This window comes from Nocardioides speluncae, from assembly GCF_003121585.1.
GTDB classification, from domain to species: Bacteria; Actinomycetota; Actinomycetes; order Propionibacteriales; family Nocardioidaceae; genus Nocardioides; species Nocardioides speluncae.
In genome coordinates, this window is the sequence record NZ_QEOO01000022.1 from 95,032 (window position 1) to 117,845 (window position 22,814).

Consider the following 22,814-nt stretch of genomic DNA (forward strand, 5'->3'; position numbering starts at 1 on the left):
GATTCGCCCGGGTGAGACTCGTCGTAGCCCGCTGCCAGGTCGACTACGCCGGGCGGCTCTCCGCCCACCTACCGATGGCGACCCGCGTGATCATGCTCAAAGGCGACGGCTCGGTGCTGATCCACAGCGACGGCGGCTCCTACAAGCCGCTCAACTGGATGTCGCCGCCGTGCACGGTGCGCGAAGGCAAGAACGACGACGGCCTCGCCGAGTGGACCGTCACGTCCAAGACCGACGACACGCTGCGGATCCTGATCGAGGAGATCCACCACGACTCCTCCCACGACCTCGGCATCGACCCCGGCCTGCAGAAGGACGGCGTCGAGAAGCACCTCCAGGAGCTGCTCGCCGAGCACCCCGCCACCCTGTCCCCCGGCCTGACCCTGGTACGCCGCGAGTACCCCACCGCCATCGGCCCGGTCGACCTGATGTGCCGCGACGGCGAAGGCGCATCGGTTGCCGTTGAGATCAAGCGCCGCGGCGAGATCGACGGGGTCGAACAGCTCACCCGCTACCTTGAGCTGCTCAACCGCGAGCCCCTGCTCACCGCCAAGGGCCCGGTCCGCGGCATCTTCGCCGCCCAGGAGATCAAGCCCCAAGCCCGCGTCCTGGCCACCGACCGCGGCATTGCCTGCGCCGTCGTCGACTACGACGCCCTCCGCGGCCTCGACGACGCCGAGGCCCGACTCTTCTAAGGAGTTGATCCATGGCGTGGGAGGCCGGCCGTCCGGCGGATGTTGAGTTCGATGCCGTCACGACCCGCGAGCAGGCTGCGCAGGTCGTATCGAAGATGTTGGACGATCTAGCGGCCAATCCCGACGCATGGGAAACCCGACGCTTCCGAGGTTCCTCGAAGCCCTCGCTGCGGTGATCGAGTCGATCCCGCAGCATTACGCAAACGCTGGTCAGCCAGTGCCAGCACTCGACTGGCGTCACTTTGTCGAGATGCTGGTGGCGGCGACTGGGTACGAGTGAAACGGCCCGAAGCCTGTCGGGCGAGTGCGAGAGGATGAAGCGATGCGGATCTTCCACATAGCGCTCGAGTCGGACTGGCAGGCGGCCCAGGAGGACGGCCGGTACGCCGTGTCGACCCTGGGGCGGACGCTGGCCGAGGAGGGGTTCATCCACGCCTCCCGCGCCGACCAGTGGCAGACGGTGCGCAAGAACTTCTACGCCGACGTCGAGGAGCCGCTGGTGCTGCTGGTGATCGACACCGAGCGGCTGGACGCGCCGGTGGTGGAGGAGCCCGCCGTACCGGGCGGCGAAGAGACGTTCCCGCACATCTACGGCGTGATCGAGGTCGACGCGGTGGTCAACGCACTGCCGATCGACAATCAGCAACCTCCTCAACCAGCGGTGCCGGCGCCAGGGGCGACGCCATCGCTGTCGCGGCTGTTCCTCGAGGAGATGATGTTCCGGTTGGCGCTGGGGACGGCGGTGGTCGTGCTCGCGGGAGCCGCCGGCATGGTCACGCAACAGGCAGGCAGTGACGGGCTCGCGGCCGTCGTTACGGTGACGGTGCTAATAGCTGGCGGGGCGGTGGCGTTCGTGCTGACCCGGCGCCGCGACCAGCGCTACAAGGACGCCCGCTCGGATTCCTGAGCCAGCGCCACGACCTCGTCGGCGCACCCCCACGACAGCGTGACCCCGGCGCCACCGTGGCCGTAGCAGTGCACGACATCGCCCGCACGCTCCAGCCGTACGGCGGGGCGCACCGGCCGGAGACCCACCTTGTGCCGCAGCACGCGCGCCTCGCCGAGCGAAGGCACCAAGAGCCGCGCCCGCTCCAGGATCCCGTCCGCGACCTCAGGTGACGGCGTCCGGCTCCACTCGCCCTCGACATTGGTGCCGCCGACCACGATGTCGCGCGAGCGCGGAATGACGTACGTCGGGCCCGTCGGCTCCAGCCACCACCGGTCCAGGCCGATCTGCTCGACATACAGCACCTGGCCGCGCACCGGCACCACGCTCGGGTCGCTGGCCAGCAGCCGCGCGCCGAGCCCGGCGGCGTTCACGACCAGGTCGGCCCCGGTGTCGGACAGGTCAGGCAGCTCGCGGAGGTTCAGCCGGGTGAGGGTGCCGCCGAGCTCGTCGAGCCGGCCGCGCAGCCAGCCGAGGTAGACCGGCATCTCGATCACCGGTGTCGCGAACGTCCAGCCGTCGACGAAGCCGTCCGGCAGCCGCGTCACGCGGGCCAGCTTCGGCACCGCCGCCACCCACCAGGGATCGGCCGTCCGCTCCTTGAACACCTCGGTCCCCTCGACCATCGCCACGCCCGCGTCCGGCGACGTGGCGGCCAGCGCCGCGAACGCGGCGTACGACGTCGCAGACCAGGCGGTGACCCGGTCCTGCGGGAGCGCCCGGTACGGGTACCAGATCGCGGCCGCGACGGCACTGGTCGTCTCCAGCGGCAGGTCGCGGGCGAGTACGTCGACCCGGTGGCCGGCCTCCAGCAGCCGCACGGCACAGGTCAGCCCGACCACACCGGCGCCGACCACGATCACGCGGGACATGCTGACGAGTCTGCCGCATCGGGCACAGCTGGCTCAGGGGCACGGGTTCGCGGCGCCCGACTCCGTCGTACCGGCACAGGTGCGCAGCCGTTCCAGATCGGCCGTCATCTGCGCCACGACCGCCGGCGCCGGACGGTCGCTGCGAGGGACTCGGTCCCACATCAGGTTCCGCTCCATCCCCGGGTCGGCGTAGTACTCCCACCGGACCTCTCCCTGACCGAGGTCGAACGCGATCAGGGCCCGTGTCTCGACCCGCAGCATCGCCCAGCTCGGGACATAGACCGGCGCCCTTCCCGACTCCTTCAGCACCAGCTCCGACGCCTCGTTGGTGAACTCCAGGAACCGCGCCTTGCGCTCGTGCCGGCCCAGCAGCGAGTGTCCGTCGAGCAGGTGGTCGGGCTTGACGTCGACGATGTCGTAGATGGTCGGCGCGACGTCGAGCAGGTCGACCGGCCGCTGGTCGATGCCGCGCTCGCCCAGGCCCGGCGGCAGGTACATCAGCATCGGCACGTCGACCGAGGCCGGGTACGGCACCGCCTTGCCCTCCCAGTTGTTCTCACCCAGCGCGAAACCGTTGTCGCTCACGAAGATCACGGCGGTGTTGTCGATCAGGCCATTCCCCTCCATCTGCTCGAACATCTCGGCCAGCTGGTCGTCGATGTCGTACGTCGCCCGGACCCGCGCCTCGTAGAGCGTCTTCAGCTGCGAGCTGTCTCCGGCGAGCTTGCGGAAAGGGAAGAGCTTGTCGCGCGCGTCGCCCTCGGTGTGGAGACGGAACGGAGGGACCGGCCGGTCGGCGTTGGCGGCCGTCGGTACCGGCAACCGGCTTCCCCGGTGGTCCTTGCCTCGCCACTGGTTGTGCGGCCCGAAGAACCCGGCGTACGCGTAGAAGGGCCGGTCGTCGGCGGCCCGCTCGCTCAGGTAGTCGCGCAGGTAGCGGCCGGTCACCTCGGTGACGTGGGCGTTCGGACCCGGTGAGCGCCGCCGGCCGTTGCGGTCGATCAGCTTGAAGTTCCGGTAGTGCGTGGTGTCCCAGAACTCGGTGCGCGCGAAGCCGGTGTCGAACCGCCCGGTCTGTACCTCCTCGGACGGAAGGCCGTTGAGGAACTTGCCGAGGCCGTAGGTGTCCACGCCCGCGGCGCTGAGATCCGCCTGCACGGTGTCCTCGGCTCGCAGCCGGTGGCCGTCGATCTGCCGCCGTACGCCGTTATTGTGCGGCAGCTGGCCGGTGGCCAGCATCGCCCGCGCCGGGCAGCACACCGGGCTGGCCGCGGTGGCATCCTCGAAGCAGCGGCCCTGGTCCACCAGCCACCGCGAACTGCGCGGCAGGAACTGGTCCATGTCGGCACAGTCGATGTCGTCCAGGTCGTCGAGGACCGCAACCACGACGTTGTACGGCGTGTCGCCCGGTGGCGAGGCGGCCGGCTCCTTGGCCCCGCCACCTCCCGGGACCAGGAAACTGGTCACCACGATCACGCCCAGGATGGCGATCAGCACCGGTTCGAACCAGCGGCTGCCCCCGTCCTCGGTTACCGAGTCCCACCTGGCCGCGGTCAATGCATCAGTTGTCTGCTCCCCCATGCCAAACAAGACGGAGCGCCGGTCGGCCGCGGCCTATAGCTCCCGGCAGTCGTGTCCGGATCGTGACCAAGCCCGTGATGCTGCGGGGTCGGTCAGGGGTCGGTCAGGCGCCTGCCTGTCGCGGCGCCGTCGGGTCGTCGCTGCTGCTGCCCTGCTCGCGTGCGACGTACTCCTCGATGTCCTCGAGCTCGTCCTTGTTGCGGGTGACCACGGCCAGCAGGTCGCTCATCGTCGCGACCTCCTCCACCTGCTCCTTGATGAACCAGCCCATGAACTGCTCGGAGGCGTAGTCGTGCTCGGAGCGGGCGATCCGGGTGAGCTCGTAGACCTGCTCGGTGACCCGCTTCTCCTGGTCCAGCGCCAGCGACACCGGCGCGACGACGTCCTCGAACTGCGCCACCGGCGCGTCGACGCCCGGGATCACCACGTCGGCGCCGGTGTCGAGGAGGTACTGCACCATCATCATCGCGTGGCCGCGCTCCTCGAGCGCCTGCGCGTAGAAGAACGCCGACATCTGCGGCATCGTCAGCGCGTCGTAGTAGACGGCGCAGGCAAGGTACTGGTTGTGGGCGGCCAGCTCATTGCCGATCTGGACATTGAGCTGCTCGGCGAACTTCGCGGCGGGCACGGGTCACTCCTTCGGGTCGAAAGCGACCTGGGAAGGGCCGCTTTCTCACCGTATACCCGGCCGGCTCTGCGGCAGGTCAGCCCGCCCAGCGCGGCAGCCCAGGGACGTGCCAGCCCGCGGTCTTGTGCGCGCCGGCCGAGTCGGTGGTGTACGACGATCGCTTGACCACGACCCACCGGTTCTTCGCCTTGGAGTAGGCCAGCTCGGTCCGCTTGCCGTGCCACGTGTCGCCGTCGTCGGAGAACGCCACCCGGCTCATCAGGTGGCCATTGCGCAGTTTCTGCACACCTGCCGTCGACAGCGCGGCGCCATCGACCACCCAGAGGCCGTCGGACGCAGCAGGCATCCGCTGTCCGAGCAGCTTGCCACCCCGCACCGTCAGCACCGAGTGGAACTGCGTGTGCGCCCCCGTCGTGGTGAGCACGCTGAGCTCAGATCCCGGCCGGCTGTCGAGCGGCGCAGCGCCGTGCCAGGTGCACGATACGAAGTCATTGGTGAGCGTCTTGGTCATCACGTGACCCCCGGCGCCGACCACCCGGACCTGACAGCGACTGTCGTCGACCCTCCGAAGCAGGATCTTGTCGGCGCGGCCGTCACCCGTGACGTCGGCGCGGGCGACCGTGTGCCAAGGCTCAGCGGCGTACGACGGAACGGCGCCGGCGAGTGGTGCGGCGGCGACAAGCAAGGCGAGTGTGGTGGTGAGCTTCCTCATGATTTGTCCTTCTGACGAACGGGTCCCCGTTGGGCCCTCGTCGATGGGACGCCGCTTGTGGGCAGAAGGTTCAGGCGGCCTTGGCGAGCTTCTTGGCAGCCTTCTTGTCGAGCTTGACCAGCTTCCGCTTCTTCACGGTGTAGCCGGGAGGCAGCGTGCCTTCCTTGAGCATGCGAATGGGGCAGCGCGTGCAGCGGTCCTTCGACACGCAGCACTTGCTCTTCGGCTTCCTGCCCTTGCCCTTCTTGCCCACGGCGCGGACCGTAACACGACCACTTTAGGGTTGCCTAACCTTCGTCCGAGTTGTGGAGTCGCGTCGCGCCGCCCCCGAGGGTCAGCTGTCCGGGTCGTCGGGGTCTGGCGTCCGGTCGGTGTTGGCCTCGAGGAAGCGAAGCAGCTCGACTGGGAACGGCAACACGAGTGTCGAGTTCTTCTCCGCCGCTATCTCGACGAAGGTCTGCAGCAAGCGAAGCTGCAGCGATGCCGGCGCCGCGCTCATGACGCGGGCCGCTTCGGCCAGCTTCTCGGATGCAGCCAGCTCGCCGTCCGCGGTGATGATGCGGGATCGCCGTTCTCGCTCGGCCTCGGCCTGACGCGCGATGGAGCGCTTCATCGACTCTGGAAGCGCGACATCCTTGATCTCGACGCGGTCGATGTCGATCCCCCACCCAGCAGCAGGGCTGTCGAGCATGACCTCCAGGCCTTGGTTGAGCCGCTCGCGATCGCTGAGCAGGTCGTCCAGGTCACTCTTGCCGATGATCGAGCGCAGCGAGGTCTGGGCGACCTGGGACACGGCGGTCAGATAGTCCTGCACCTCGACCACGGCCCTGACCGGGTCCACGACCCGGAAGTACACGACGGCGTCGACCCGCACGGTGACGTTGTCACGGGTGATGCCGTCCTGGGCGGGAACCGGCATGGTGACCACCTGGACGTTGACCCGCTTGATCCGGTCCACGACCGGCACCAACGTGGTCAGGCCCGGCTTCCGCGGCAGCTCCTGCACCCGACCCAGCCGGAACACCACGCCGCGCTCGATCTGGCGGACCACGCGGACACTTCCCCAGGCGTACATCAGCGCGAGTGTGAGCACGACACCGATCACGATGCCAATCAGGACCATGGCGACCTCCTGCCGACTCGCGGCAGCCCTCTCTATCGAGAGTACGTCGCGGCCCTGCTCAGCGGAGGTCGTTCGCCTTCCGGATCACGTCGACGATGCCGCCCATGATGTCGGTGAGCCCGAAGTCCTTCGGCGTGTAGACCGCGGCCACTCCCCGGTCGAGCAGCGCCTTGCCGTCGGACACCGGGATGATGCCGCCGACAATGACGGGTACGTCGCCCGCGCCGGCCGCCTTCAGGCCGTCGAGGACCGCCGGCACCAGCTCCATGTGCGAGCCGGACAGGATCGAGAGCCCGACGCAGTGCACGTCCTCGGCCACTGCGGCGGCCACGATCTGCTCGGGCGTCAGCCGGATGCCCTGGTAGATCACCTCGAAGCCCGCGTCGCGGGCGCGGACCGCGACCTGCTCGGCGCCGTTGGAGTGACCGTCCAGGCCCGGCTTGCCGACCAGCAGCCGGAGCCGGCCGCCCAGCTCGTCGCCGGTCGCCTTCACCCGGTCCCGTACGGCGGTCAGCTCGGCCCCTGCCTCAGCAACGCCGACCGCGCCCGACACCCCGGTCGGGGCGCGGAACTCACCGAACACCTCGCGCAGGGTGCCGGCCCACTCCCCCGTGGTGGCACCGGCGCGCGCGGCGGCCAGCGTGGCCTCCATCAGGTTCGTGGTCGACTTCGCGTCGGCGGCCAGCCTGGCCAGCGCCTCGCTCACGGCTGCCTCGTCCCGCTCGGCCTTCCAGGCCTCGACCGACGCGATCGCCGACTGCTCGGCCTTCGGGTCCGCGGTCATGATCGCGTCATCGAGGTTGGCGGTCAGCGGCGACGGCTCGGTCGTCTCGTACTTGTTGACGCCGACGATGATCTCCTCGCCGGACTCGATCCGGCCGCGTCGCGCGGCGTGCGCGGACACCAGCGCGGACTTCATGTAGCCGGACTCGACGGCGGCGATCGCCCCGCCGAGCGCCTGCACCCGGTCCATCTCGGCCTTGGCGCCCTCGACCAGCTCGGCGACCTTGGCCTCGATCACGTGCGAGCCGTCGAAGATGTCGTCGTACTCCAGCAGGTCGGACTCGAAGGCCAGCACCTGCTGCAGCCGCAGCGACCACTGCTGGTCCCACGGCCGGGGCAGGCCGAGCGCCTCGTTCCACGCCGGCAGCTGTACGGCGCGGGCGCGGGCCTTCTTGGACAGGGTCACGCCGAGCATCTCCAGCACGATCCGCTGCACGTTGTTCTCGGGCTGCGCCTCGGTCAACCCGAGCGAGTTGACCTGGACGCCGTACCGGAACCGGCGCATCTTGGCGTCTTGAACGCCGTACCGCTCCCGCGTGATCTCGTCCCACAGCTCGACGAAGGCGCGCATCTTGCACGTCTCCTCGATGAACCGGACACCGGCGTTGACGAAGAAGGAGATCCGGCCGACGACCTTCTCGAAGTCGTCCTCGGAGACCTGCCCCGAGTTCTTCACCTGGTCGAGCACCGCGATCGCCGTACACAGCGCGTAGGCCAGCTCCTGGGTCGGCGTCGCGCCGGCCTCCTGGAGGTGGTAGCTGCAGATGTTGATCGGGTTCCACTTCGGGATCTGGTGGACCGTGTAGGCGATCATGTCGCTGATCAGCCGCAGCGAGTGCTCCGGCGGGAACACGTAGGTCCCGCGGGAGAGGTACTCCTTGATGATGTCGTTCTGGGTGGTGCCGGCCAGCTGGGCGGCCACCTCGACCGGGTCGACGCCGGGGTTCTGCTCCTCGGCGGCCACCTGGTACATCGCCAGCAGCCACATCGCGGTGGCGTTGATCGTCATCGAGGTGTTCATCTCGGTGAGCGGGATCTGGTCGAACAGCTTGCGCATCTCGCCCAGGTGCGGGATCGGTACGCCGACCTTGCCGACCTCTCCACGCGAGAGCGGGGAGTCCGGGTCGTACCCGGTCTGGGTGGGCAGGTCGAAGGCCACCGAGAGCCCGGTCTGGCCCTTGGCGAGGTTCTTGCGGTAGAGCTCGTTGGACGCGGCAGCCGTCGAGTGGCCGGCGTACGTCCGCATCACCCACGGCCGATCCTTCTGAACCGTCATGGCACGAGACTATGCCGTCGGAGACCCGCCGGTAACCTGTCTCGGGTGTGGCTAATCCGACACCCGCCGCGCGCTCATCTTAGTCTGGATCCACGGATGGGCGGCGTCGCGAGCGTCGCCAGGCGGGTGTGATGGCAAGGCGGCGGAGCGAAGGCGGGCCGGAGGCCCGTCGAGTCTTCGCCAACACAGACAGCGCGCCCGCATGGTGGCGCGCAGCAGGCGGCCATCCGTGGATCCAGACTTAGGTTCGCGTGCTCAGTCAGCACCGGTCGCCGGAAGGGTAGGAAAGCGGCATGACCCAGCCGCCACAGGCCCCGATGCCGCACTACGGCCCCGCGCCGGTACCCCCGATGCCGTACCCGCCACGTCCTCCGCGCCAGCCGACCACGCTCTGGCGGCCGCTGATCTGGACGCTGTGCCTGAGCGCGGTGGGCGCGGTCGTGCTGGTCGCGGCACTGGTCGCCTTGGTGCTCGCGATCATCGTGATGTTCCTGCTGATCGTCGCGGCCATGGTCGACTCGGTGACGGTCGACGAGATCTTCGAGGGCGACTGGATCGGCGGCATGCTGCGCGCCACCGCCGACTGGGGCCCGGAGTTCGCGGTAATCGTGGGCGTGGCCCTGATGATCGGCACCGCGTCACTGCTCCTGCTCCGGCTGAGTACGTCGGTGCGCACCTGGTCGCCGTTCCTGCAGGGCCTCACCGCGGCCGGCATCACCTACGTGATCGGCTCGATGGCGCTCATGCTCGCCCTTCAGCTGATCTAGTCACGCCGGCGCGACTCGTTGGCCGCGATCTCCTCGGTCACGTAGGAGTCGGCCGCCCCGAGCTCGGTGGCGGCCAGCTCCCGCAGCTCGGCCAGGGCCTCGTCATGGCGTCCCAGTGCGCGCGTGGCACGGGCCCTGGCCCAGCGCGCGACATGCAGCGCGGACGCCGCCGACGGGCCCTCGACGCGTGACCGCGCCTCGACCGCCCGGTCGAACAGCGCGTAGGCGTCCGCCCAGGAGCCCGCGTCGGCCAGCGCCCAGCCGCGGTTGTTGAGCAGCCCGCCGGTCATGCTGAGCGCGAGTGGGTCGGAGCTGCCGGCGGCGGCCCGGAGCCCGCGTTCGGTCCAGGTCTCCTCCTCGTCCGGCAGCACCAGGGCCAGCATGTGTGCGGCGTCGGCGGCGAGGCCGGCCATGCCCGTGGTGAGCGCGGCGTCGTACGCCTCGCGGAAGTACGGCGCGCAGCCGGCCGGGTCACCGGCGGAGCGAAGGAGACGACCGCGCTCGAGGGCGAGCCTGACCCGTGGCTCGGTGTCCAGCCCGTTCAGCTCACCCAGCTCGTCGAGAACCTGATGGCCGCTGTCGAAGGCGCCGTCCAGGCCGTGAGCACGCGCCACCTGGGTCAGCAGCGCCTGGCGACGGGCCGGGTCGGTCGCCTGCTCCGCCGCCAGCGTGAACCGCTCGCGCGAGCCGGCCGGATCGTCGGAATCCCAGTACTCAAGCACAGACCCAAGTGTCGTCTAGTGTCGCGTGCTCGGGACGCAGCCGCGGGTGCCGGGATAGAAACGACTCGTGACCCACCAGCCACCGTTCCCCCCGTACGGCCCGATGCCGCCGCACCCACCGCGGCCGCCGCGCCCCGAGGTCGCCCTCGGGTCTCCACTCCGTTGGACGTTCGGACTGCTTCTGGTCCTGGTCGCGCTGCCGACGGTCGTCTGGCTCGGTGGCCTCCTCGCGATCCTGCTGTTTGCCGCGCTGATAGACCCCAACTTCACCGTTGGAGAGGCATTCACAAACACCTTTGGCTGGACGTTCGACTGGTTCGCCGAGAACAGCATCGCGCTGTCAGTGCTCATCGTCAGCGTGGTCATGGTCGCCATGGCGACGCTGGTGTGCGCTCGGTCGAGCCGCACGGTCCGGACCTGGGAGCCGCTGTGGCAGGCCGCAGCCGCGGCCCTGGTCGGCTCCACGCTGGGACTGTTCCTCGGCGGCCTGGTGCTCGCGATCGCTTACGCGCCCTAGAAACGCGCCGACCCAGCCCGTATCGACGGGCTGGGTCGGTGGAGATCTGGGTTAGGCAGTCGCTGGGGTCCGCTCGACGTCGACGAGACGGATCAGGTGCGACTTGTGGAGCATCCGGCGGACCGCGGGGCCGCAGCCGCGCAGGGTCAGGTGGTGGCCGGTGCGCTCGGCGTACCGGGTGGCGACGGCAAGCACCTTGAGCGCGGTGAGGTCGATGCTGGTCACATCGGTCATGTCGATGACGACGTCGCCGTCATGGGTTTGCAGGTGTTGGTAGACGGCTTGGCGAACCTGGAAGGTGCTTCGTACATCGAACTCACCCGCGAGCATTAGTCGCGGACCATCGGTGAAGATGTCCATCCGTCCCGCCTCGCTTCTCCGGCGTCGCCACCGGCGTCGTCCGCAGCGGACCCGATTCCGCAGCGTCACGATGTCGTCACTATCACAGACGTCTGTCTAGCCTGAACGGTTGCCCTTTCGCCAGATTTTATGCGCAGGTTCGTACCAGAAGCCAGATTTCGGACAAACAGGGTCGACATTGTTCGCTCAGAAATTGGCTGCACGCAACCTCTCGCCAGGTGACTGAGGACGACCGTCTGATCGACAGGGCCTACGCTGCCGATCATGGTCAACCTCACCCGCATCTACACCCGCACCGGCGACGCCGGAACCACCCGGCTCGGCGACATGAGCGAGACGTCGAAGAACGACCTCCGCCTGCATGCGTACGCCGATGTCGACGAGGCCAACGCACAGATCGGTGTCGCGCTGGCGACGCCCGGGCTCGAGGACGACGTGGTCGCGGTGCTGACTCGGATTCAGAACGACCTGTTCGACGTCGGCGCCGACTTCTCCACCCCGGTGGTCGAGAACCCGGAGTTCCCGCCGCTGCGCGTCGAGCAGGACTACATCGACCGGCTCGAGGGCTGGTGCGACGAGTACAACGAGAACCTGGAGAAGCTGCGGTCGTTCATCCTCAGCGGTGGTACGCCGGCCGCCGCCGCCCTGCACGTCGCGCGCACCGTCAGCCGCCGGGCCGAGCGGTCGGCCTGGGCGGCGTACGCCGAGCACGGCGAGACCATGAACGTGCTCGCGATCAAGTACCTCAACCGGCTCTCGGACCTGCTGTTCATTCTCGCCCGCCACGCCAACCGCGAGCGCGGCGACATCCTGTGGGTCCCCGGCGGCGAACGCTAGCTTCGCGCGGGAAGTAGCGTGACGTTTGGCGTGCGCAGGGAGGCTTCGCATCTGGCCGCCCAGTCTCGGCGCGGTGTCGGCGGTCGGCGCGGAGCCGCCGACTCCCCACACTGCCTCGAGTTTCCGGATTTGTACGTACGAGGCTGTACGTACAAATCCGGATACCAGCACCGTGCCCCACGGCCTGACCGGGTCCGTCGTACTCCTGGTCGACCTGGTCCCGAACGTGTCCGCTCGTCTCCAAGCTTGCTCCAAGTTTCTCCAACCCTTGGAGCAAGCGCCTGTGCCAACCAGCGTCACCGGGTCTGTGGGATCAGCCCCACCCGTGACCAGCCACCAGTCCATGCGCGGAGGTTGCCTGCCGCGCGGCCCGGCTTGACCGGCTACTGGCCGAGTCTCTGGCCGGGCGGCGCGGCCTCGAGCCAGGACTGGAAGCCCATCAGCGACGACTGGCTCATCGCGATCTCCATGTCGCCGTCGAGGGTGGTACAGCGGACCACGACATGGTCGGCGTACAGGGAGACCTGCTCGGCGCCTTCCCGGTCACGGCGACCGACGTAAGCGAGGTCGGTCCGCTCCCAGGTCAGCCGCGGGCGCGGCGACAGCGAGAAGATCCGGAACCACTCGAGCCGGTCACCGGAGTAGCGCCCCAGCCCGAGAACCCAGCCGCGTCCGGGCTTGGTCGTCCGGGCCCGATAGCTGAGCTCGAAGGTGCCGAGGTTCCGGGACAACAGGCGACGGCGAACGATGAGCCCGATGCCCCATAGAAGCACCAGGAGGAGCGCGACGCCGGCAGCATCGAGCAACCACTGCCAGACCGGCATCTATCGCCTCCAGACACAATCCGCTCGTCGGTTGTGTGCACACCCTAACCGGAGGGAGGCGAATCACTTGCGTCGGCGTGCACCGACACGTCGGCAGTCTTGGGAGACTGCTGAACCATCCCGTCGGCTGCGCGGCGCGATACGCGCACGCTCGCTGCGTTGTCCTCGGTCGACGGGTCACCGGCCCGCCTCCCTCGTCCGCCTTCCGAGCCCACGCGTCTCACGCCGCACGCTTCGACGGCCTGGCCCAGCAGCCTCCTAGGAAGCCTTCTCCACGGCCCGGATCCGGGCCTCGGCGCGACGTACGGCCTCGGCCGCCTCGTCGTCGTTCTCGCCGGCAGCCTTCGCCCGCTCGAGGTCGTGGCGAGCGCGCTCGAGGTCGATCTCGTGCGACATCTCGGCGTGCTCGGACAGGATCGAAACCCGGTCACCGGCGACCGACAGGAAGCCCGCGTCGACAGCGGCAACCCAGGTCTCGTTCTCCGGCGTGCGGACGTCTACGACACCGTCGACCAGCAGCGACAGCACCGGGGCGTGGCCGGGCAGGATGCCGACATCGCCCTCGGTGGTCCGGGCGATCACCATCGTGGCCTCGCCGGACCACACCAGCCGGTCGGCTGCCACCAGCTCGACCTGCAGCAAGTCACTCATGGCGACTACTTCCTCTCGTCATCGGTGGCCGAGTGCGGCCCGGCGGTACGTCGTACCGCCGGGCACAGGCACTCAGAGGCTCTTCTGGATCTCGTCCCACTTGCGCTCGACGTCGTCCAGACCGCCGCACATGAAGAACGCCTGCTCGGCGACGTGGTCGTACTCGCCCTCGGCGATCTTGTTGAACGCCTCGATCGTCTCCGACACGGGAACCGTCGAGCCCTCGATGCCGGTGAACTGCTTGGCCACGTAGGTGTTCTGCGACAGGAACCGCTGGATCCGGCGGGCCCGGGACACGATGATCTTGTCCTCTTCGGAGAGCTCGTCGACACCGAGGATCGCGATGATGTCCTGGAGCTCCTTGTTGCGCTGCAGGATCTGCTTGATCCGGATCGCGCAGTCGTAGTGCGCCTGGCCGATGTACTGAGCGTCCAGGATCCGCGACGTCGAGGTCAGCGGGTCCACGGCCGGGTAGATACCGAGCGACGCGATCTCACGCGACAGCTCAGTGGTCGCGTCGAGGTGCGCGAACGTGGTCGCCGGCGCCGGGTCCGTGTAGTCGTCGGCGGGCACGTAGATCGCCTGCATCGAGGTGATCGAGTGACCACGCGTCGAGGTGATCCGCTCCTGGAGCTGACCCATCTCGTCGGCGAGGTTCGGCTGGTAGCCCACCGCGGACGGCATCCGGCCGAGCAGCGTCGACACCTCGGAACCCGCCTGGGTGAACCGGAAGATGTTGTCGATGAACAGCAGCACGTCCTGCTTCTGGACGTCGCGGAAGTACTCCGCCATCGTCAGCGCGGACAGCGCGACCCGCAGCCGGGTGCCCGGCGGCTCGTCCATCTGGCCGAACACCAGTGCGGTCTGGCCGATAACGCCGGCCTCGGTCATCTCGGCGATCAGGTCGTTGCCCTCGCGGGTGCGCTCGCCGACGCCGGCGAACACCGACACACCGCCGTGGTCCTTGGCGACGCGCGCGATCATCTCCTGGATGAGCACGGTCTTGCCCACGCCGGCGCCGCCGAACAGGCCGATCTTGCCGCCCTGGACGTACGGCGTCAGCAGGTCGATGACCTTGATGCCGGTCTCGAACATCTGGGTCTTCGACTCGAGCTGGTCGAACGCCGGTGCCTTGCGGTGGATGCCCCAGCGCTCGTTGATCTCGAGCTTCTCGTCCTCTTCGAGGTTGAGGCAGTCGCCGGTGGTGTTGAACACCTTGCCGAGCGTCACGTCGCCCACGGGCACCGAGATCGACTCTCCGGTGTCGCTGACGGTGGCGCCGCGCACCAGGCCGTCGGTCGGCTTCATCGAGATGGCGCGGACCATGCCGTCGCCGATGTGCTGGGCGACCTCGAGCGTGATCGTGTGCGACTCACCGGCCAGCTCGAAGGTCACGTGCAGGGCGTTGTAGATCTCCGGCATCGCGTCCGGCGGGAACTCGATGTCCACAACCGGGCCGATGACGCGGGCGATCCGGCCGATGCCGCCGCCCTTGGTCTCGGTGCCCTCTTCAACAGTGGCAGTCATGTCTCTCACTCACTCCCGGCGGTCGCGTCGGCCAGCGCGTTCACGCCACCAACAATTTCGCTGATTTCCTGGGTAATGCCGGCCTGACGGGCCTGGTTGGCGATTCGCTTGTACTTCTTGATGAGCTCGTCGGCGTTGTCGGTCGCGGACTTCATCGCCTTCTGCCGCGCGGCCAGCTCCGAGGCGGCCGCCTGCAGCAGGGCGAAGTAGATCCGGCTCTGGACGTACTTCGGCAGCAGTGCATCGAGCACCTCGGCCGGAGACGGCTCGAACTCGTAGAGCGGGGGCAGCTCGACGTCGCCCTCGACGACCTCCAGCGGGAGCAGGCGGGTCGCCACCGGCTCCTGCGAGAGCATCGACACGAACCGCGTGTACACCACGTGCACCTCGTCGACACCCTGCGGCGAGCCCTCGGACGCGACGGTCTCGTCGTCGTTGAGGAACGCCGCGATCAGGGTCTCGCCGATGTCGTGCGCCACGTCGTACGTCGGCTGGTCGGAGAAGCCGGTCCACGTCTGCACGACCGGGCGCTGGCGGAACTTGTAGTACGCCTCGCCCTTGCGGCCGGTGATGTAGGTGTCAACTTCCTTGCCCTCCTCGCGCAGCTTCTGCGCGAGACGCTCGGCCTCCTTCAGCACGCTGGAGGAGTAGGCGCCGGCCAGGCCGCGGTCGCTGGTCACGATCAGGATCGCGGCCCGCTTGGTCTCGTCGGGCTCGGTGGTCAGCGGGTGGTCGACGTTGGAGTACGTCGCCACCGCCGACACCGCTCGGGTCAGCTCACGGGCGTACGGCGCCGCCGCCTGCGCCCGCTGCTGCGCCTTGATGATGCGGGACGCAGCAATGAGCTCCATGGCGCGCGTGATCTTCTTCATCGACTCCGTCGACTTGATCCGCGCCCGGTACTCACGCAGCGAGAGAGCCATGACTCACGCCCGCTTCTGCTTGACGATCTGCTCCTGCTCGACTTCCTCGTCCTCGAGCGCCTCGTGCGTCTCGGTGCCGGCCTTGATCGACGCGCCTTCCGAGGTCTCGAACTGCGCGAGGAACGAGTCGTAGGCCGCGTTCAGCTCGGACTCGGTGGAGTCCTCGAACTTCAGCGACTCACGGATGCCGGCGAGGATGCCTTCGTGGGAGCGGCGGAGGTAGTCGATGAACTCGTGCTCGAAGCGGAGCACGTCGTCGGTCGGTACCTTGTCCAGCTTGCCGGAGGTGCCCAGCCACAGCGAGACCGTCATCTCCTCGACCGGGTACGGCGAGTACTGGGGCTGCTTGAGCAGCGCCATCAGCCGCTGGCCGCGGTCGAGCTGCTGACGGGACGCCGCGTCGAGGTCGGACGCGAACATCGCGAACGCCTCCATCGCGCGGAACTGCGCCAGGTCGACCTTGAGCGAGCCGGTGACCGACTTCATCGCCTTGGTCATCGCGGCACCACCCACGCGGGACACCGAGACACCGACGTCGATCGCCGGACGCTGGTTGGCCGCGAACAGGTCGGACTGCAGGAAGATCTGACCGTCGGTGATCGAGATGACGTTGGTCGGGATGAACGCCGAGACGTCGTTGGCCTTGGTCTCGATGATCGGCAGACCCGTCATCGAGCCGGAGCCCATGTCGTCGGAGAGCTTCGCGCAACGCTCGAGCAGGCGGCTGTGCAGGTAGAACACGTCGCCCGGGTACGCCTCACGGCCCGGCGGGCGGCGCAGCAGCAGCGACACCGCGCGGTAGGCCTCGGCCTGCTTGGTCAGGTCGTCGAACACGATCAGGACGTGCTTGCCGTCGTACATCCAGTGCTGGCCGATGGCCGAGCCGGTGTACGGCGCGAGGTACTTGAAGCCGGCCGAGTCGGACGCGGGAGCCGCGACGATCGTGGTGTACTCCAGCGCGCCGGCCTCCTCAAGGGCGCCACGCACCGAGGCGATGGTCGAGCCCTTCTGGCCGATGGCGACGTAGATGCAGCGGACCTGCCTGCTCGGGTCGCCGGAGTCCCAGTTCGCCTTCTGGTTGATGATCGTGTCGATCGCGACCGTGGTCTTGCCGGTCGCGCGGTCGCCGATGATCAGCTGACGCTGGCCGCGGCCGATCGGGGTCATCGCGTCGATCGCCTTGATGCCGGTGGCGAGCGGCTCGTGCACCGACTTGCGCTGCACCACGGAGGCCGCCTGGAGCTCCAGCGAGCGGCGGCCGTCGAGCGGGGTGACCTCGCCCAGGCCGTCGATCGGGGTGCCGAGCGGGTCGATCACGCGGCCGAGATACCCGTCGCCGACGGGCACCGACAGGATCTCGCCGGTACGGCGTACCGCCTGGCCCTCTTCGATCTTGTCGAAGTCACCGAGGACAACGACGCCGATCTCGCGGGTGTCGAGGTTCAGGGCGATGCCCAGCGTGCCGTCCTCGAACTCGAGCAGCTCGTTGGCCATGGCGGAGGGCAGGCCGCTGACCCGCGCGATACCGTCGCCGGCCTCCGCGACGGTGCCGACCTCTTCCCGGCTCGCCGTCTCGGGCTTGTAGTCCGACACGAAGCGCTGTAGCGCGTCCCGGATCTCGTCCGGACGGATCGAAAGCTCCGTCATCTTAAGATTCCTTACTCTCGTCTGCTCGAAGACTGTTGCTCATGTTTTGGTAAAGCTCAGCCGGCCAGCTTGCGCTGGGCGTCGTCCAGCTTGCTGGACACGGAACCGTCGATGACGTCGTCACCGATCTCGACCCGGATGCCGCCGATGACCTCGGGGTCGACGACGACGTTGAGGTGCACCGGGCGGTCGTACTGACGCGCGAGCGCGTCGGTGAGCCGCTGCCGGTCGGCGTCGGACAGCGCGCGGGCAACCCGCACCGTTGCCACGCCCTGGCCGGCGACCTGGGCCGCGACCTGCTGGTACTGGTGAAGCGCGACCGCGACCGTGCGGTGTGAACCGGCCAGCGACTGCTCGGCGAGAGCGACCGTAGCCGCCAGCGCCTTGCCGTCGAGCAGTCCGCGGACCAGGCCGCGCTTGTCGTCGGCGTTGCGGGCCGGGTCGGACAGTGCGTCTCGAAGCTCGGGGTTGTCCTTGACGATTCCCTCGAACGAGAACAACTCGTCCGCGAGCCGGCTGCCGTCGGCACCCGCCGACTTCACGGTGGCGACCACGCCGAGGTGCTCGAGCGCATCCGCGAGGTCGCGGGTCGCGGTCCAGCGCCGCTCGACGGCCTTGCCGAGCAGGGTCAGCGTTCCGTCGTCGACCTTGCCGCCGAAGACCTGCCGGACCAGCCCGGACTTGGCGTCGGCGGCGACCGATACATCGGTCGCCACCCGGCGCAGGCCGGGCTCGCCGCGGAGCACCGAGGCCACCGAGAACAGGTCGTTGCCGACCCGCGCCGCGTCGCCACCAGAGAGCACGCTCTCCAGCTCCTGCGACAGTGCGGCCACGGCTTCCGCCGAGGCTCCCCGGAAGGACATCAGTTGACCCCGCTCGTCTGGTCGGCCTCGAGCTCGGCGAGGAACCGCTCGACCACGCGGCTCTGGCGAGCCTCGTCGTCCAGGCTCTCACCGACAATGCGCCCGGCCAGACCCGTGGCCAGCGTGCCGACCTCGGCACGCAGCGAGGTGACCGCCTGCTGGCGCTCGGCCTCGATCTGGGTCTTGCCGTGCTCGACGATGCGGTTCGACTCGGCCTGCGCCTGCTCCCGCATCTCCGCGACGATGGCTGCGCCCTGTTCGCGCGCCTCCTCGCGGATCCGGGCCGCCTCGTGCCGCGCATCGGCGAGCTGCTTCTCCAGCTCGGCGAGCTTGGCGTCGGCCTCGGCCTGCTTGGTCTCCGCGGCCTTCAGTCCACCCTCGATGGCAGAGGTTCGCTCGGCGAACGTCTTCTCGAAGGCGGGGACCACGAACTTCTTGACCGCGAACAGCAGGATGCCGAAGACGACAAGCGAGAGAACCAGCTCGATCGGGTGCGGAAGGAGCGGGTTGAGCTCGTGCTCTTCTTCTGCGGCGAGGAGGATCACCTTGTGCATGGCACGTCCTTCTTTGGGTGCGAGGTCAGTTCAGGACGAACGCGAGGGCGATACCGATGATCGCCAGCGCCTCGGCCAGCGCGAAGCCCAGGATCGCGATGTTCTGCAGGCGGCTCTGCGCCTCGGGCTGGCGCGCCACACCGTTGATGTATGCGGCGAAGATGAGGCCGATGCCCACACCAGGGCCGATGGCCGCGAGGCCATAGCCGATCATGTTGAGCGAGCCATTGAGTTCACCAGTCACGGCGAATCTTCCTTTCGGTTTATCTACTTCGGTGGGACATCAGGGGTGGTGCGGTTCTCAGTGCTCCTCGGCGATGGCACCGGAGATGTACATCGCGTTGAGGAGGACGAAGACGTAGGCCTGCAGGAACTGGACCAGCAGCTCCAGGAAGGCGATCAGGATGAACAGCACCCAGGCGAGGATGCCGACCGCGCCGACCGCGCCACCGACCTCCATCAGCAGGTGCTGGCCGCCGAGCGCGAACAGGATCAGCAGCAGGTGGCCGGCGAGCATGTTGGCGAAAAGACGGAGGGCCAGCGTGACCGGGCGGACCACGATGTTGGAGAAGAACTCCAGCGGCACCAGCAGGATCAGCATCGGGCCCTTGATGCCCGGCGGCACGCACTGGTGCTTGAAGTAGCCGACCACGCCATGCACGCGCATGCCCGCAATGTTGTAGATCAGCCAGCTCAGCAGCGCGAGGCTGTAGACCATGCCTGAGCGCGAGAACGTCGGGAACTGGAGGAACGGGATCGAGGCGAACAGGTTGTTCAGCAGGATGAAGAAGAACAGTGCGAACAGGTACGGCACGTACTTCATGAAGTGATGGCTGCCGATGATGTCGCGCGCCATCGAGTTGCGGACGAAACCGTACGCCGACTCTCCGAGGAACTGCAGGCGTCCCGGCACCATCGCCTGGCGGCGGGCCGCCAGCCAGAAGAACCCGAACACCAAGATGCCCGAGAGGACCAGTTGCAGCATCGGCTTGGTGACACCGAGGTAGTGGGTCTGGCCCAGCCACTCAAAGGTCTCGTGCCCGCCACCGATCGGGGGCAGGTTGAAGTCACCCGGGCCGGGAGGCGTGAATTCGTCGGCCGAGGTCACCGTCGTCCCGATCAAGCTCACCGTGTCTCCTGTATCAGCGTCGCTACTGCTCTTGCTTGCCCTGCGTTTGCGTGCCCTGCGTAGGTTCGATCTGTGCCTTGTTGAAGCGGGCCCAGGTCAGGTAGATGCCTAGTACGGCGCCCACCAGGATCCCGACCGCGACCAGGAACGTCGTGTCCAGCCATCGGTCGAGCAACCAGCCGATCAGTCCGTAGACGGCCACGCCCGACACGATGTATCCGAAGGCGTGCCAGGGGTCGCCCTTGGGCCCATCGGAAGGATTCTCGCCGGAGTGCGCGGACGGGGGTTGTTGCTGAGCCATCGCAGCCCGGACAGTAGCAGTGTCGAGTCGTCATCGCACACCCGCCTCGGGGGGCAGGTCGAAGGCGGGGATCCGGGCGCGCATCGTGGTGATGATCTGGGCGATCAGCCACACGATGGTGCCGGTGATCACCGCACCCGCCAGCCACTGCCGGTCGAGCGCGTCGTCGAGCAGGCCGGACTTTGTCAGTGCGAGGAACACGACCGCCATCAGCACGACCTGGAGCGTGTAGGTCAGCATCGCGACCAGCAGGGCCGCGGCCGGAAGCACCTTCGCGACCAGGTTGACCGTGAACGCTCCGAAGCCGAAGACACCGACCACGATGAAGGTGCCGACGATTGCGCCGTACGCCGCGGGAGCACCGCTCGCGATCGCGCCAACGGCGATCACGATCGCACCGGCGACGAGGGCCGAGACAGCCGCACTGAGAAGCATCGGGAGCCCCGAGTCGGGCGTCCTAGCTGTCATCGCGGTCGTCATATCGGCGGCCGTTTCTGTGAGAAATCTGCGGTGTCGCCCCGGCCCTCCGGGGTGCTTGTGAAAAGTAGCACAAGGTCTTCGCGGGGTGCCAATTGAACGATCAAGTGCCCGATTCAGGAGGGTTCAGGCGGGGTGTACGCCGCGAATCCGGGGCAGCAGGAAAGTCGCCGCGACGGTGAACGAGAGCATGGCGGCCAGCGTGAGCACGACCCAGACGCCGGAGAAGAGGCTGGCCAGCACCGACCCGAACGCGACCAGCCCGGCCCACAGCCACATGATCATCACCGCGCGGCGGTGCGAGTGGCCGATCTCCAGCAGCCGGTGGTGCAGGTGCTGCTTGTCGGGGGCGAACGGCGAGCGGCCGGCACGGGTGCGGCGTACCACCGCGAGCACCAGGTCGACCAGCGGCACGATCAAGATAGATATCGGCAGCACCACCGGCAGCAGCGTGACCACCCAGCTCGCCTGCGCGCCAGCGGCGCCCTGGCTGATCTGGTTGGTGTCGAACTGACCGGTCAGGGTCAGCGCGCTGGCCGAGAGCACCAGCCCGATCAGCATCGAGCCGCTGTCGCCCATGAAGAGCCGCGCCGGATAGAAGTTGTGCGGGATGAAGCCGGTGCAGGCGCCGCCGAGGGCGGCGCACAGGAATGCGCCGGTCACCGCGAGGCTGACGTTGTTGACGTCCGCGAGCACGTAGCAGTAGAGGAAGAACGCAACCGCGCCGACGCCGACCACGCCGGCCGCCAGACCGTCCAGGCCGTCCACGAAGTTCACCGCGTTCACGGTCGCGACGACAACCGCGATCGTGAGAATCGCCGACTGATCCGGGTGGAGGGTGAACTGCCCGCCGTCCATGGCCGGGAAGAAGTACCAACGCACCCCGAGCGCGACCAGCAGGCCCGCCGCCAGCACCTGGCCCCCGAACTTGGTCAGCGCGTCCAGCTCGAGCAGATCGTCGATCACACCGACCGAGCAGATCAGTGCGCCGGCGATCAGCACCGCTCCGGCGTCGTCGAACAGGTCCGGGGCCGAGGACAGGAAGGGCAGCTGCCGGCCCACGACGTACGCCGCGGTCAGCCCGCCGAGCATCGCCATGCCGCCGAAGTACGGAATGGGTACGGCGTGCACGTCGCGGTCGCGGACCTGGGCGACCGCGCCGGTGCGCAGTGCGATCTCGCGTGCGACCACCGTCAGCAGGTAGGTCACGGCCGCGGCCACGAGGAAGACGAGGAGGTACTCCCGCACTGGGTTGGCTCTCCTACTCGGGTTCCGCGACGGTGGCGCCGAGCGGCTCGAGCGCGACGTTCAGCTCGTCGATCGAGAGGGCACCCAGCCGCAGCACCCGGCCCTGGGCGCCGGTGACGTCGACGATCGTGGACGCCTCCTTGCGCAACGACGGGCCGGCGTCCACCACCGCGCTGACCTGCTCCCCCAGCATCTCGTCGGCGGCGTCCGCACTGGTCGCGGCCGGTTCGCCGGTCAGGTTCGCGGAGCTGACGGCCAGCGGGCCGGTGCGCTCCAGGATCGCGATCGCGACGGGGTGGTCGGGCATCCGGACCGCGACCGTGCCGCGGGTGTCGCCGAGGTCCCACTGCAGCGAGGACTGCTGGTTGCAGACCAGGGTCAGCGGCCCGGGCCAGAACTTCTCGACCAGGGTGCGGGCGTAGCCCGGCAGCCCGACGGCGAGAGCGTCGATCGTGGCCGCCGAACTCACGAGCACCGGCGGCGGCATCTCCCTGCCCCGGCCCTTGGCCTTGAGCAGCGCCCGGACAGCAGCCGGATCGAACGCGTCCGCTGCCACGCCGTACACGGTGTCGGTCGGGATCACGATCAGCTCGCCGCGGCGGATGGCCAGCGCAGCGGCCTCGACCGCGGCCTCGAGCTCGTCGTCGTCTGAGGTGGGGTACCGCGTGCTCACGGGGTCATCGTGCCAGTCGCGCCCTGCTTCCGCCGACCAGGGTCAGAAACTCAGGTGGGGCCGCAGAAGCTCCGCGGCCCCACCTCACAAAGTCGAACTGGCTAGCACTCGTCCCCTCGGTGCGCCCCCGGGCTAAACCGCCCACCGGTCCGAACGGAGCGAGTGTCGTGCGCAGAAA

Annotated in this window: 29 protein-coding genes; 7 read left to right on the forward strand and 22 right to left on the reverse strand. The window is 68.5% G+C overall.

What is annotated here, in order from left to right; all coding sequences use genetic code 11:
• Nucleotides 1-11: 11 nt before the first annotated feature.
• The 4 genes from nucS to DDV73_RS12690 are packed head-to-tail and all read left to right on the forward strand — an operon-like array spanning nt 12 to nt 1,602.
• A complete protein-coding gene (gene nucS, locus DDV73_RS12685) occupies nt 12-695 on the forward strand; it encodes an endonuclease NucS (RefSeq protein WP_109507619.1) in 684 nt (227 codons plus the stop codon).
• Between the two features lie 11 nt (nt 696-706).
• Complete coding sequence (locus DDV73_RS27945) at nt 707-871, forward strand: hypothetical protein (protein ID WP_154402751.1); 165 nt, start codon at nt 707-709, stop codon at nt 869-871.
• The gene (locus DDV73_RS29725; protein ID WP_420818475.1) at nt 823-975 is read left to right on the forward strand and encodes a DUF7660 family protein; all 153 of its coding nucleotides are present in this window, start codon (nt 823-825) and stop codon (nt 973-975) included. Before DDV73_RS27945 ends, DDV73_RS29725 begins: the two co-directional genes overlap by 49 nt.
• Nucleotides 976-1,017: 42 nt before the next feature.
• A complete protein-coding gene (locus DDV73_RS12690; RefSeq protein WP_109507620.1) occupies nt 1,018-1,602 on the forward strand; it encodes a DUF952 domain-containing protein in 585 nt (194 codons plus the stop codon).
• Here DDV73_RS12690 and DDV73_RS12695 read toward each other — a convergent pair.
• The 7 genes from DDV73_RS12695 to DDV73_RS12725 all read right to left on the reverse strand — a co-directional run bounded on the left by DDV73_RS12695 (nt 1,575) and on the right by DDV73_RS12725 (nt 8,616).
• Nucleotides 1,575-2,513, reverse strand: a complete 939-nt coding sequence (locus tag DDV73_RS12695; protein WP_109507621.1) for an FAD-dependent oxidoreductase — start codon at nt 2,511-2,513, stop codon at nt 1,575-1,577. The two genes, DDV73_RS12690 and DDV73_RS12695, sit on opposite strands and share 28 nt — an antisense overlap.
• Nucleotides 2,514-2,546: 33 nt before the next feature.
• Complete coding sequence (locus DDV73_RS12700) at nt 2,547-4,010, reverse strand: sulfatase-like hydrolase/transferase (RefSeq protein WP_161962374.1); 1,464 nt, start codon at nt 4,008-4,010, stop codon at nt 2,547-2,549.
• Nucleotides 4,011-4,197: 187 nt separating this feature from the next.
• On the reverse strand, nt 4,198-4,722 hold the full coding sequence (locus tag DDV73_RS12705; protein ID WP_109507623.1) for a ferritin: 525 nt from the start codon (nt 4,720-4,722) through the stop codon (nt 4,198-4,200).
• 76 nt (nt 4,723-4,798) lie between these two features.
• Nucleotides 4,799-5,434, reverse strand: a complete 636-nt coding sequence (locus DDV73_RS12710) for a hypothetical protein (RefSeq protein ID WP_109507624.1) — start codon at nt 5,432-5,434, stop codon at nt 4,799-4,801.
• A 70-nt stretch (nt 5,435-5,504) separates the two neighbouring features.
• Nucleotides 5,505-5,687 (reverse strand): hypothetical protein, encoded by a 183-nt coding sequence (locus tag DDV73_RS12715; protein WP_109507625.1) that lies wholly within the window; start codon nt 5,685-5,687, stop codon nt 5,505-5,507.
• 81 nt (nt 5,688-5,768) lie between these two features.
• Entirely contained in the window at nt 5,769-6,557 is a 789-nt protein-coding gene (locus DDV73_RS12720; protein WP_109507626.1) for a slipin family protein, read from the reverse strand.
• A 58-nt stretch (nt 6,558-6,615) separates the two neighbouring features.
• On the reverse strand, nt 6,616-8,616 hold the full coding sequence (locus tag DDV73_RS12725; RefSeq protein WP_109507627.1) for a protein meaA: 2,001 nt from the start codon (nt 8,614-8,616) through the stop codon (nt 6,616-6,618).
• 293 nt (nt 8,617-8,909) lie between these two features.
• Here DDV73_RS12725 and DDV73_RS12730 point away from each other — a divergent pair, with 293 nt between their 5' ends.
• Nucleotides 8,910-9,383 (forward strand): hypothetical protein, encoded by a 474-nt coding sequence (locus DDV73_RS12730; protein WP_109507628.1) that lies wholly within the window; start codon nt 8,910-8,912, stop codon nt 9,381-9,383.
• Here the strand turns inward: DDV73_RS12730 and DDV73_RS12735 are convergent.
• Entirely contained in the window at nt 9,380-10,105 is a 726-nt protein-coding gene (locus tag DDV73_RS12735; RefSeq protein WP_109507629.1) for a hypothetical protein, read from the reverse strand. The two genes, DDV73_RS12730 and DDV73_RS12735, sit on opposite strands and share 4 nt — an antisense overlap.
• 67 nt (nt 10,106-10,172) lie before the next feature.
• Between DDV73_RS12735 and DDV73_RS12740 the strand changes: the two genes are divergently transcribed.
• Nucleotides 10,173-10,622 carry a hypothetical protein gene (locus tag DDV73_RS12740; RefSeq protein WP_109507630.1) on the forward strand — a complete coding sequence of 150 codons (450 nt, stop codon included), beginning with the start codon at nt 10,173-10,175 and terminating at the stop codon, nt 10,620-10,622.
• 51 nt (nt 10,623-10,673) lie between these two features.
• Here DDV73_RS12740 and DDV73_RS12745 read toward each other — a convergent pair whose 3' ends face one another.
• Entirely contained in the window at nt 10,674-10,982 is a 309-nt protein-coding gene (locus tag DDV73_RS12745; protein WP_109507631.1) for an STAS domain-containing protein, read from the reverse strand.
• A gap of 264 nt (nt 10,983-11,246) precedes the next feature.
• On the opposite strand from DDV73_RS12745, the gene DDV73_RS12750 reads away from it, so the two are divergent.
• The gene (locus DDV73_RS12750) at nt 11,247-11,819 is read left to right on the forward strand and encodes a cob(I)yrinic acid a,c-diamide adenosyltransferase (protein WP_109507632.1); all 573 of its coding nucleotides are present in this window, start codon (nt 11,247-11,249) and stop codon (nt 11,817-11,819) included.
• 383 nt (nt 11,820-12,202) lie between these two features.
• Here DDV73_RS12750 and DDV73_RS12755 read toward each other — a convergent pair whose 3' ends face one another.
• From DDV73_RS12755 to DDV73_RS12815, 13 genes are all read right to left on the reverse strand, one after another.
• Nucleotides 12,203-12,643 (reverse strand): DUF2550 domain-containing protein, encoded by a 441-nt coding sequence (locus tag DDV73_RS12755; protein WP_109507633.1) that lies wholly within the window; start codon nt 12,641-12,643, stop codon nt 12,203-12,205.
• A 258-nt stretch (nt 12,644-12,901) separates the two neighbouring features.
• Nucleotides 12,902-13,294: a F0F1 ATP synthase subunit epsilon gene (locus tag DDV73_RS12760; RefSeq protein ID WP_109507634.1), complete on the reverse strand. Its 393-nt coding sequence runs from the start codon at nt 13,292-13,294 to the stop codon at nt 12,902-12,904.
• A gap of 72 nt (nt 13,295-13,366) precedes the next feature.
• Complete coding sequence (atpD, locus tag DDV73_RS12765; RefSeq protein ID WP_109507635.1) at nt 13,367-14,821, reverse strand: F0F1 ATP synthase subunit beta; 1,455 nt, start codon at nt 14,819-14,821, stop codon at nt 13,367-13,369.
• 5 nt (nt 14,822-14,826) lie between these two features.
• Nucleotides 14,827-15,744: a F0F1 ATP synthase subunit gamma gene (locus DDV73_RS12770; RefSeq protein WP_109507636.1), complete on the reverse strand. Its 918-nt coding sequence runs from the start codon at nt 15,742-15,744 to the stop codon at nt 14,827-14,829.
• A 3-nt stretch (nt 15,745-15,747) separates the two neighbouring features.
• Nucleotides 15,748-17,391, reverse strand: coding sequence for a F0F1 ATP synthase subunit alpha (gene atpA, locus DDV73_RS12775; protein WP_109507637.1), 1,644 nt, complete (start codon nt 17,389-17,391; stop codon nt 15,748-15,750).
• 56 nt (nt 17,392-17,447) lie between these two features.
• Nucleotides 17,448-18,254: a F0F1 ATP synthase subunit delta gene (locus DDV73_RS12780; protein ID WP_109507638.1), complete on the reverse strand. Its 807-nt coding sequence runs from the start codon at nt 18,252-18,254 to the stop codon at nt 17,448-17,450.
• Nucleotides 18,254-18,808 carry a F0F1 ATP synthase subunit B gene (locus tag DDV73_RS12785; RefSeq protein ID WP_109507639.1) on the reverse strand — a complete coding sequence of 185 codons (555 nt, stop codon included), beginning with the start codon at nt 18,806-18,808 and terminating at the stop codon, nt 18,254-18,256. The genes DDV73_RS12780 and DDV73_RS12785 overlap by 1 nt, the downstream gene beginning before the upstream one ends.
• 25 nt (nt 18,809-18,833) lie before the next feature.
• Entirely contained in the window at nt 18,834-19,022 is a 189-nt protein-coding gene (gene atpE / locus DDV73_RS12790) for an ATP synthase F0 subunit C (RefSeq protein WP_206050848.1), read from the reverse strand.
• A gap of 87 nt (nt 19,023-19,109) precedes the next feature.
• Nucleotides 19,110-19,937 carry a F0F1 ATP synthase subunit A gene (atpB, locus tag DDV73_RS12795; RefSeq protein WP_109507641.1) on the reverse strand — a complete coding sequence of 276 codons (828 nt, stop codon included), beginning with the start codon at nt 19,935-19,937 and terminating at the stop codon, nt 19,110-19,112.
• Nucleotides 19,938-19,959: 22 nt separating this feature from the next.
• Complete coding sequence (locus DDV73_RS12800; protein WP_206050843.1) at nt 19,960-20,139, reverse strand: AtpZ/AtpI family protein; 180 nt, start codon at nt 20,137-20,139, stop codon at nt 19,960-19,962.
• Between the two features lie 129 nt (nt 20,140-20,268).
• The gene (locus tag DDV73_RS12805; protein WP_109507642.1) at nt 20,269-20,673 is read right to left on the reverse strand and encodes a hypothetical protein; all 405 of its coding nucleotides are present in this window, start codon (nt 20,671-20,673) and stop codon (nt 20,269-20,271) included.
• A 168-nt stretch (nt 20,674-20,841) separates the two neighbouring features.
• Nucleotides 20,842-21,963, reverse strand: coding sequence for a glycosyltransferase family 4 protein (locus tag DDV73_RS12810; RefSeq protein WP_109507643.1), 1,122 nt, complete (start codon nt 21,961-21,963; stop codon nt 20,842-20,844).
• A 13-nt stretch (nt 21,964-21,976) separates the two neighbouring features.
• Nucleotides 21,977-22,636 (reverse strand): L-threonylcarbamoyladenylate synthase, encoded by a 660-nt coding sequence (locus DDV73_RS12815; protein ID WP_109507644.1) that lies wholly within the window; start codon nt 22,634-22,636, stop codon nt 21,977-21,979.
• Nucleotides 22,637-22,814 lie beyond the last annotated feature (178 nt).

Excerpts from the sequence above, each read along its gene's own strand:
- DDV73_RS27945 (WP_154402751.1), top strand. The coding sequence starts at position 707 with ATGGCGTGGGAGGCCGGCCGTCCGGCGGATGTTGAGTTCGATGCCGTC.
- DDV73_RS12725 (WP_109507627.1), bottom strand. The coding sequence starts at position 8,616 with ATGACGGTTCAGAAGGATCGGCCGTGGGTGATGCGGACGTACGCCGGC.
- atpE (WP_206050848.1), bottom strand. The coding sequence starts at position 19,022 with ATGATCGGCTATGGCCTCGCGGCCATCGGCCCTGGTGTGGGCATCGGC.
- DDV73_RS12755 (WP_109507633.1), bottom strand. The coding sequence starts at position 12,643 with ATGCCGGTCTGGCAGTGGTTGCTCGATGCTGCCGGCGTCGCGCTCCTC.
- DDV73_RS12695 (WP_109507621.1), bottom strand. The coding sequence starts at position 2,513 with ATGTCCCGCGTGATCGTGGTCGGCGCCGGTGTGGTCGGGCTGACCTGT.
- atpA (WP_109507637.1), bottom strand. The coding sequence starts at position 17,391 with ATGACGGAGCTTTCGATCCGTCCGGACGAGATCCGGGACGCGCTACAG.
- atpD (WP_109507635.1), bottom strand. The coding sequence starts at position 14,821 with ATGACTGCCACTGTTGAAGAGGGCACCGAGACCAAGGGCGGCGGCATC.
- DDV73_RS12780 (WP_109507638.1), bottom strand. The coding sequence starts at position 18,254 with ATGTCCTTCCGGGGAGCCTCGGCGGAAGCCGTGGCCGCACTGTCGCAG.
- DDV73_RS12720 (WP_109507626.1), bottom strand. The coding sequence starts at position 6,557 with ATGGTCCTGATTGGCATCGTGATCGGTGTCGTGCTCACACTCGCGCTG.
- DDV73_RS12785 (WP_109507639.1), bottom strand. The coding sequence starts at position 18,808 with ATGCACAAGGTGATCCTCCTCGCCGCAGAAGAAGAGCACGAGCTCAAC.
- DDV73_RS12805 (WP_109507642.1), bottom strand. The coding sequence starts at position 20,673 with ATGCTTCTCAGTGCGGCTGTCTCGGCCCTCGTCGCCGGTGCGATCGTG.
- DDV73_RS12690 (WP_109507620.1), top strand. The coding sequence starts at position 1,018 with ATGCGGATCTTCCACATAGCGCTCGAGTCGGACTGGCAGGCGGCCCAG.
- DDV73_RS12770 (WP_109507636.1), bottom strand. The coding sequence starts at position 15,744 with ATGGCTCTCTCGCTGCGTGAGTACCGGGCGCGGATCAAGTCGACGGAG.
- DDV73_RS29725 (WP_420818475.1), top strand. The coding sequence starts at position 823 with ATGGGAAACCCGACGCTTCCGAGGTTCCTCGAAGCCCTCGCTGCGGTG.
- DDV73_RS12745 (WP_109507631.1), bottom strand. The coding sequence starts at position 10,982 with ATGGACATCTTCACCGATGGTCCGCGACTAATGCTCGCGGGTGAGTTC.
- DDV73_RS12760 (WP_109507634.1), bottom strand. The coding sequence starts at position 13,294 with ATGAGTGACTTGCTGCAGGTCGAGCTGGTGGCAGCCGACCGGCTGGTG.
- DDV73_RS12750 (WP_109507632.1), top strand. The coding sequence starts at position 11,247 with ATGGTCAACCTCACCCGCATCTACACCCGCACCGGCGACGCCGGAACC.
- DDV73_RS12730 (WP_109507628.1), top strand. The coding sequence starts at position 8,910 with ATGACCCAGCCGCCACAGGCCCCGATGCCGCACTACGGCCCCGCGCCG.
- DDV73_RS12710 (WP_109507624.1), bottom strand. The coding sequence starts at position 5,434 with ATGAGGAAGCTCACCACCACACTCGCCTTGCTTGTCGCCGCCGCACCA.